We start from the raw sequence: 9886 nt of genomic DNA, 5'->3' as shown, positions 1-9886 counted from the left end.
AGTATCAAGTGGATCCAAGCCTTCCACTAGAAGCTGACAGTGCGGAAAGTAATTTAGTTATAACTAAATTAAATAATGCAGATTTAACTATAACTAAACAAGTAGATAAAAAAGGTGCAGACCTTCAAGATGTCTTACTTTATACTTTAGTTGTAAAAAATTTAGGTAATACAAATGCAAATGAGGTAGTTATAAAAGATACAATTCCAAATGGAACAGAATTTATAAAAAATTCAGTAACTGTTGATAATATACCACAACCTGGAGTAGATCCACAGGTTGGTATACCTGTTAGCAATATTCCAGCAGATGGAGTTGTTACTATCACATTTAATGTTCAAATTGTTACATTACCAACAGTAAATCCAATTCCAAATGATGCAAATGTTGCCTATAAGTATACTGTAGATCCAAGCATAGTAAATGGAAAAGCTAGTGGCGCATTATCAAATGTTGTTACAGTTCCAGTAAGTCATGCAGAGCTTGCTAATATAAAAGGTGTTGATAGAAACTTTGCAACTGTAGGAGATAATGTTGAATACACATTAACCCTTTCAAATAGTGGAAATGTTGATGCAACAAATGTAATTTTATACGACACAATTCCAAAAGATACTGTATTCATAGTGGATTCAGTAGTGGTAGATGGTGTCAATAAGCCAGGAGTTAATCCAGAGAGTGGTATTCAAATTGGAACTATAAAACCTAGTCAACAAGTTCAAATCAAGTTTAAAATCTCTATAACAACTATTCCAAGTATAAACCCAGTTCCAAATAATGCGAGAGTGTCATATAACTACACAGTTGAAAATGTTGGGACTAAATCTATAAACAAAGAAACAAATTTTGTTAATACAAGAGTTAATGATGCAGATGTAGCTGGAATTAAAAGTGTAGATAAAAAGTATGCTAATGTAAATGATGAAATAACATACACAATCACTTTAATAAACAGCGGAAATATAAAAGCAGACAATATGATTTTTTATGATACTATTCCAGGAGATACAACATTTAAGGCCAATTCATTAACAGTTGGTGGAAATGTTCAAAGTGGTGTTAATCCTCAAACTGGTGTAAGTATTTCTCCACTTGGACCAGGACAAAGCGTAACTATAAGCTATAAGGTTATAGTTAATACAATTCCAGCAATAAATCCAATTCCTAATAGTGGATTTGCAAATTATGATTTTGTTGTTGATGAGCAAACAGGTTTAACAAAGAAGGAAGGTTTAAGTACAAATATTGTATATACAACTATTTCTAAAGCAATTCTTGAAACCTTTAAATATGCGTCTAAAGAATATGCAGATGTAGGGGAAGAAGTAACGTACACAATAGTATTTAAAAATAAAGGAAATGTTCCTTCAGAAGATACCTTATTTATTGATACAATTCCAAATGATGCAACCTTTGTAGAAAATTCAGTAACCTTAAATAATGCAATTTTAAATGGTGCAAATCCACAAAGTGGAATTTCAATTGGAAAGGTACTTCCAAATCAAAACCAAACAATCACATTTAGAATCAAAATAAATACAATTCCAAATCCAAATCCAATAGTGAATAGTGGTGCTACTAAGTATGCATACACAGTAGATCCATCTATGGCTGGAGCTAATAAAAATGAGGTATTAACAAATGCAGTTAATACACAAGTAAATCGTGCAATACTAGAGAGAGTAAAGGTTGTAGACAAAGCATATGGAGTTATCGGTGAAGAACTAAGTTATAGTATCGGTATAAGAAATACTGGAAATACTGATGCAAATAATATTATAGTTACAGATACAATTCCTAAAGATACAAGCTTTATTCAAGGTTCTGTAACAATAAATGGTATTTCTAAAGGCAATGCAAATCCAGAAGCAGGAATAAATGTAGGAAATTTAAAACCTAGTGAAATAGTTACAGTATCATTTAAAGTTAAAGTCTTAACTATTCCAAACCCAAATCCTATTTTAAATACAGGAGTTATAGGATTTGACTATACAGTTAATCCTAGCAATCCTAATGGAAAAAGTGATAAAGTTCTAACTAATGAAGTTAGTACTCAAATAAGTGAAGCAATAATAAGAAACGAAGATGGTGGACTAATCAAGTTTGTAGATAAAGATTATGCAGATATTACAGAGGAAATCACATATACTGTTAATTTAAAAAATACAGGAAATGTTGATGCTGTAAATGTAACTGTATTTGATACAATACCTGAAGAGGTTCAGTTTGTTAAAGATTCAGTAGAAATTAATGGTGGTTTAGCACCAGGTGAAAATCCATTAACAGGTATTTATGTAGGAACTATAAAGCCTAGTGAAGAAAGTATAGTAACTTTTAAAGTTAAGGTTATGAAACTTCCTTTAGAGAATCCTATAAGAAATACAGCTGAAGTTGCATACAATTTCACAAGTGACAAAAATAAACCACTTTCACAAAGTAGAAGATATAGAAGTAATACAGTAACTACAAATATATTAAGTGCAATTATTATAAATGAAGATGGTGGTTTAGTTAAGAGAGTTGACTCAAAATTTGCAGCAGTAGGAGATATTGTAACTTATACAGTAGATCTTAAAAATACTGGTAATACTGATGCTGAAAATGTAACTATAAATGATGTTGCACCTGAAGGAACTGAATTTGTTGAAAATTCTTTCATCGTAGATGGTTCTACTAAGATTGGAGTTAATCCTGCTGATGGATACAACTTAGGAAAAATAGTAGCTGGTGGAACTGTAACAGTAGAGTTTAAAGTTAAGGTTCTAGAAATTCCAGTTGAAAATCCATTTAAAAATATTGCTGAGATAAGCTATATCTACACATCAGACCCTAAAAATCCTAATGATAGAAGTAGAAGAAGTTTTTCAAATATAGTAGATACCTTTGTTAAGGAAGCAATAATAAAAAATGAAGATGGTGGACTTGTTAAAACTGTTGATAAAAAATATGCAATAATTGGAGATGCTATAACTTACACAATTAAGCTTAAAAATACTGGTAATACAGTAGCTGAAAATATTTTTGTAAGAGATACTATTCCAAAAGATACTGAGTTTATAGCAGGAAGTGTTACTGTTGATGGTATGCCAGCTATTGGAACACCAGAATCAGGAATTGAAGTTGGGTTCTTAGATGTTTCTGAAGAAAAGAATGTTATATTCAAAGTAAGAGTAACTACTCTTCCTGACCCTAATCCAATTTTAAATGATGCAATAGTTTATTATAACTTCACATCTAACCCAATATATCCTAATGCAAATGAGAGAGGCTATACTTCAAACACAGTAGATACTAAAGTTAATATTGCAAAAATAGATAATTCTGATGGTGGACTAATAAAGAAAGCTGATAAAGAGTTTGTTAAAGTTAATGATGTAATAACTTATACAGTAGAGCTTAAAAATACTGGTAATGTAGATGCTATAAATGTATTGTTTAAAGATAGTATTCAAGATGGATTAGTATTTGTAAAAGACAGTGTTGAAATTGATAAAGTTAAAAAACTAGGATATAATCCAACAACAGGCTTTATGGTAGGAAATATTGCTGTAAATGAAGTTAAAAATGTATCTTTTAAAGTTATAGTTTCGACTATTCCAAAAATAAATCCAGTTTTAAATATGGCTGAAGTTGGCTTTGAATATATTTTCAATCCAAATACAGGTGAGAAAAATGGAGGTATGGGAACTTCAAACATTGTAGAGACAAAAGTAAATCAAGCTTATATAAGAAATGAAGATGGTGGACTTGTTAAATCAGTTAGTGATGAATATGCTTCAATTGGTGATGAAGTAACTTATACAATTAAGCTTAAAAATACTGGTAATGTAACAGCAACAGGACTTAAGATTACTGATACTATTCCTAAAGACACTGTATTTGTAAAAAATTCAGTTAAAGTAAATGGAATAGGCTCAAATGAAAATCCCGAGCTTGGAATAAAGGTTGATGACCTAGACCCAGGACAAGAATCAACAGTCCAATTTAAAATATTAATTACTACTATTCCAAAAATTAATCCAATTGAAAATAGTGCAAAAATATCATATAGATTTACAAAAGACCCTAATATTCCAAATGGTGAATTTGAAGAGCATTCATCAAATATTGTTAAAACTCAAATAAATGAAGCTAGAATTCAAAATGCAGATGGTGGACTTATCAAATCAGTAGATAAAGAGTTTGCAGACATTAATGAGATAGTAACTTATACTATTAAACTTAAAAATACTGGTAATGTTAAGGCTGATAATGTAATTTTATTTGATACTCTTCCTGAAGGACTTGAGTTTGTTGAAGATAGTGCAATTGTAAATGGATTTAATGCACCAGGACAAACACCAGGAACAGGAATAGTAGTTGGAACAGTAGGTGTATTAACTACTGTAATAGTTTCATTTAAGGTTAAAGTTATTTCTATTCCAAAAAATAATCCTACAAAAAATACAATTGATGTTTCATATACTTTTGTTGAAAACCCTAAAACAGGTGGTACAGAAAGTAGAAGAAATACTAGTAACCCTGTTACTGTTCAAATAAATCATGCAGAAATTTCTCAAAATAGCGGTGGACTTAAAAAAGAAGTTAATAAAAACTTTGCCGATGTAAATGAAGAAATAACTTATAAAGTAATTCTTAAAAATACTGGTAATGTTAAGGCTAGCAATGTAGTAGTTAGAGATACAATTCCTAGTGGAACTAAGTTTATTCAAAATTCTGTATTTATAAATGGTGAAAATAAACTTGCTGTAAACCCTGAAAATGGAGTGTTTGTAAATTCTATAGAGCCAAATGAAACTGTAGAAGTAACATTCAAAGTAGTAGCACCATCATTACCTGATATAAATCCAGTTCCAAATGAAGGTAAGGTTTCTTACACTTATACTGTAAATCCTGAAATGATTGATGGTGTCTTTGCAGAAAATATGAGCAATAAAGTATTTACCAAAATAAATACTGCAGATTTCTCTAAAGAAAATGGTGGTATTTTTAAAGTTGGAGATAAAGAATATGCAGATATTAATGATGAAATTCTTTATAAGGTTGTATTAACAAATAAAGGAAATGTAAGTGCTACAAGTGTTATCTTAACTGATACATTACCTTCAAGTGTTGAATTTGTAAAGGATAGTATTGAGGTTAATGGTGTTGTATTATCAGGTGTTAAACCAGGACAAGGTATGTCAATTGGGGTTGTTAATCCAAATGAAGTTGTTACTATAACATTTAAAGTAACAGTTATATCAATTCCAGATGATAATAAAATTGAGAACTTTGCAAAGGTTAAGTATTACTATACTAAAGATCCAGCATTCCCTAATGGTCAAAGTAAAGAAAATGAAAGTAATGTATTTGTAACTGAAATTAACAATGCAAATATTTCAAAGGATGATGGTGGTTTTGTTAAATTAGTATCTAAAGAATATGCTGATTTAGAGGATATATTAACTTATACTTTCTTCCTTAAAAATACTGGAAATACAGTAGCTACAAGCACAATTCTAAGAGATACAGTTCCAAATGGAATGGCATTTATAGAAAATTCAGCAACTGTAAATGGAGTTGTTAAACCAGGTCTTTCTCCAGAGGTAGGAATTTTTGTTGGAGATGTTAAACCGAATGAAATAGTTACAGTAAGCTTTAATGTTAAGGTTGTATCTATTCCAAGTCCAAATCCAGCTAAAAATGTTGCTAATGTAACTTACAGATATACTGTTAATCCAAATAGACCAAATGGAAAAGAAGTTACTAATGAAAGTAATGAAGAAAATGTTAAAGTAAATCATGGAGAAATTTCAAATGAACAAGGTGGCTTAATTAAAACTTCTGATAAAAAATACGTTAAAATTGGAGATACTATAACTTATAAGATTTACATGAAAAATACTGGAAATGTAAATACTGATAATGTTGTTCTTCAAGATACTATTCCAGAAGGAACAGAGCTTATCCCAGGAAGCGTATTATTAAATGGAAAATCACTTCTTGGTGCAAATCCACAAGTTGGAGTAAATATAGGTACAGTTAAACCAGATGAAGAAGCAAATTTAATCTTCAAAGTACTTGTAGTATCTATTGCTGATAAAGATTTACCACCAACTATAAATGGTCTTCCATGTCCATCAGCAATGGGACAAGGTGGATTGTTAGAAAATAAAGCTAGAGTTTGCTACAGATATACAGTAGAACCAAGTAAACCTTGTGGTGTATCTAAATGCAATGAAACAAATGTAGATAAAATAAAAATTAATACTGCAATTGTAAGCATTAAAAAAGAAACAAACCCTGTTTTTGTAGATTTAGATGATGAAATCACATTCACATTAAAGCTTAAAAATACTGGTAATGTTTTAGGTGAAGAAATACTTCTAAAAGATATTTTAGATCCAGCACTTAAATTTGTAGTAAATTCAGTTAAGATAAATGGAGTTTCTCAACCTGGTGTATCTATAACAAGTGGTATTTCTATTGCACCACTTCAACCTGAAGAAGATACTTTAGTAGAATTTAAAGCTATTGTATTTAAAGCACCTGAGAAAAATGAAATCCAAAATTCTGCAACTGTAACTTATAATTTCCAATTAAACCCTGAAAACGGAGAAAAAGGTTATGGTAGTGATAAGAGTAATGTAACTAATAACTATGTTAATTATGGTAACATCTTCGCAATTAAAGAAGTTGATAAAGAATATGCAACTGGTGGTGAAGAATTAACTTACAAAATAACAATGGTTAATGAAGGAAACACTAGAGTAAATAATGTAGAACTTTATGATACAGTTCCTGAAGGAACAGTGTTAAAACAAGGTTCAGTTATATTAAATGGTGTTCCAAAGCTTGGTGCAATACCACAATATGGAATATTTATTGGTGCTATGGAACCAGGTGAAGAAAGTTATTTAAGTTATAAAGTAGTAATTGATAAAGACATTAAAGCTAAAGAAATTCATAATACAGCAAAATTAGATTATCAATATACTGTAAATCCAGAAGTAACAAATGGAAAATCTAAAGAGACAGATACAAATGTTGCTATAACTAAAATAAATGATGCAATTATTTCAGCAGAAACAGGAAGCTTTACTAAAGAAGCATCTAAAGATTTTGTTGATGTAGGTGAAAAATTCACTTACACAATACTTGCTAAAAATATTGGAACAGTTTCAGCAAATAATGTAATAATCAAAGATATTCTTCAAAGTAATATAGAGTATGTAAAAGGAACACTTCAAATAAATGGAGTTCCAGTTCCAGATTCAAATCTTCAACTTGGAATACCAGTTGGTGTTATTGAACCATCAAAAGCTGTTACAGTAAAATTTGATGTTGTAGTAATTTCAGTTCCAAGTGATGGAAAAATTGAAAATAAATCTAAGATAGAATATAGCTTTATTAAAAATCCAGAAATTCCAATAGAAGTATTTAAAGAAGAATATACTTCAGATTCTGTAGTTACAGTACAAAGTGGATTTATATCTGACCTTGTTAAGAGTGCAGATAAGACTTATTGTAAACTTGGAGATATTGTAAGATTTAAAGTTGTTGGAAAAAATACTGGAAATATAAGTCTTAAAGATGTTTTAGTAAAAGATGAACTTGCACCTGAATATGAGTTTATAAAAGATAGCATAACAGTTAATAGTTCACTTAGACTTGGTGAAGACATTGAAAAAGGTGTTATTATTCCAAATCTTCCTATTGGTAAAGAATTTAAAGTAGAATTTAAAGCTAAAATTGTAGGTGTTCCAAAAGTTCAAAAACTTAGCAATATTTCTACTGTTTCATATGCATATGAAATAAATGGCTCTCTTGTTAAAAAACAAGGAGAAACAAATGAGGCATTTGTAAATGTACGTGAAGCTGTAATCTCTTACGAAGCTGGTGGATTTGAAAAAATGGCAACCAAAGAGTTTGCTCAAATTGGAGAGCTTATTTCATTCTATATAACAGTTAAAAATACTGGAAATGTAATGGCAAATAAAGTATTTATAGAAGATGCTCTTCCAAAAGAACTTGAATTTGTTAAAGGATCAGTAGAAATAAACTCAAGTAGTGAACCAATTTCAAATATTTCAGAAGGAATTACTTTAGGAACAGTAAATCCAGATGAAATGATGATAATTAAATTTGATGCTATTGTTAAAGATATCCCTGAAGATGGTAAGGTATCTAATGAAGCCTTTGTAAAATATAGCTTTATAGTAGATCCTGAAAAACCTGAGATAAATAAACAAAACAAAACAAATAGGGTAGATATCAGAATAAATAGTATTAAGCTTGTATTCACTAAAGTGGCTAAACCTGATTATGTAGCTATTGGAGATGTAACAAACTTTGAATTTGAAATAGCTAATACAGGTAATATTGATGCTAATAATGTTATTTTCTTCGATACAGTGCCAAAATCAATGTCCTTTGTAAAAGATTCTGTTGTTGTTAATGGAATTCCAATTCCAGGTGTTGACCCAACTCAAGGAATTAGCATAGGAAATCTTGCAATAGATGAAGATGTTAAATTAGTATTTAAAGCATCAGTTGATGAATTCTATAAAACTAATATTCTTAAAAACACTGCTGCTATGAGCTATGATTCAAAAATAAATCCTAATGAAGCACCTATTAAAGGTAAGATTGATAGTAATGAAGTAGATATTATAGTAAGATCTCCAAGAATCACAGTTACAAAAGAATCTAACTATGATACTGCAATAGTTGGCGATGTAATCCATTATTCAATTAAAGCAAGAAATACTGGAAATATTGAAGTATTTAATTTACTATTAGTTGATTTACTTCAAGCAAATCTAGATTTTGTTGAAAATACTGTAACTGTAAATGGTGAATTGATCTATAAAGCAAATCCAAGTAAAGGTGTATTAATTCCTAAGCTTCAGTCTACAGAAGAAGTTTTAGTAGAATTTGATGCTATAATTATTCCATCAAACTTTAAAACTACTAAAAATAAGGCAACTGCTTATTATAATTATTATGTAAATCCAACTAAAGCACCAAGAGAAGGAAAGGTAGAGAGTAATATAAATGTTATAGATATAGAAAATGTAGATGTAACAGTTCATAAATCTGCTAATAAGGAAGTTGTTGTTTTAGATGATGTAATAACTTATAGAGTTGTTGTTGAAAACTGTGGTTCAGTTCAGGCCTCTAATGTTGAATTTGTAGACTCACTTCCAAATACTGTTGAAGTTGTAAAAGGAAGCTTTAATGTAGATGGAATAACTATAAATACTGTAGATATTGGAGAAGGAGTAAATATAGGAAGTATTGCTGCTAAAACTAAGAAAACAATTGAATATTCAGTAAAAGTTAAAAATGTTGATTGTTCTGGATTAGTAACAAACTATGCATATGCTTTATTCAATGCAAATATATCTCAAGATGCACCTGTTAGACGTGTTCAAGCAACACCAAGTAGCTTAAGCATAAAAGCAGCATCACCAAGGTTCAAGGAATTAAATGTTGATAAAGTTCTTTCAATTCCTTGTCAAAAACCTGATATAGAAGATATAAATGATGTTTTTGCAACAGCAGAAATAAAAGACTTCTATGTTATAAAAACAATGAAAGGAGTTTCAACAGAAGGTAAGAGATTAACTGGATATAAATTAGTTGTAAATGGAGTTGTTAGTTACACTGTAGAATATACAGCTGCAGTTCCATCACAATCAGTTCACTCAGCACATTATTGTGAAAAGTTTAGTTCTTATATCATAATTGATGAAGAATCTATACCATCACCTCTTGCAAATGTTGTTCCTGAAATTGAAGATGTATCATGGCAAATGCTAGACTCTAGGGGCGTATTTGCAAATGTAACTATGAATATAGTAATAAAATAATAAATTTAAAGGCTTTAGGAAATTTTCCT

Annotated in this window: 1 protein-coding gene; it reads left to right on the top strand. The window is 29.8% G+C overall.

Annotated features, from left to right (window positions below; genetic code table 11):
* The first annotated feature begins 8 nt into the window (after positions 1–8).
* Entirely contained in the window at positions 9–9857 is a 9849-nt protein-coding gene (locus tag ACRC28_RS16205; protein WP_438544484.1) for a DUF7507 domain-containing protein, read from the top strand.
* Positions 9858–9886 lie beyond the last annotated feature (29 nt).

This window comes from Clostridium sp. (genome assembly GCF_051650885.1).
Lineage (GTDB): Bacteria > Bacillota > Clostridia > Clostridiales > Clostridiaceae > Clostridium.
Note: the sequence above shows the minus strand (reverse complement) of the source record. Positions and strands in the feature narration are given on the sequence as shown.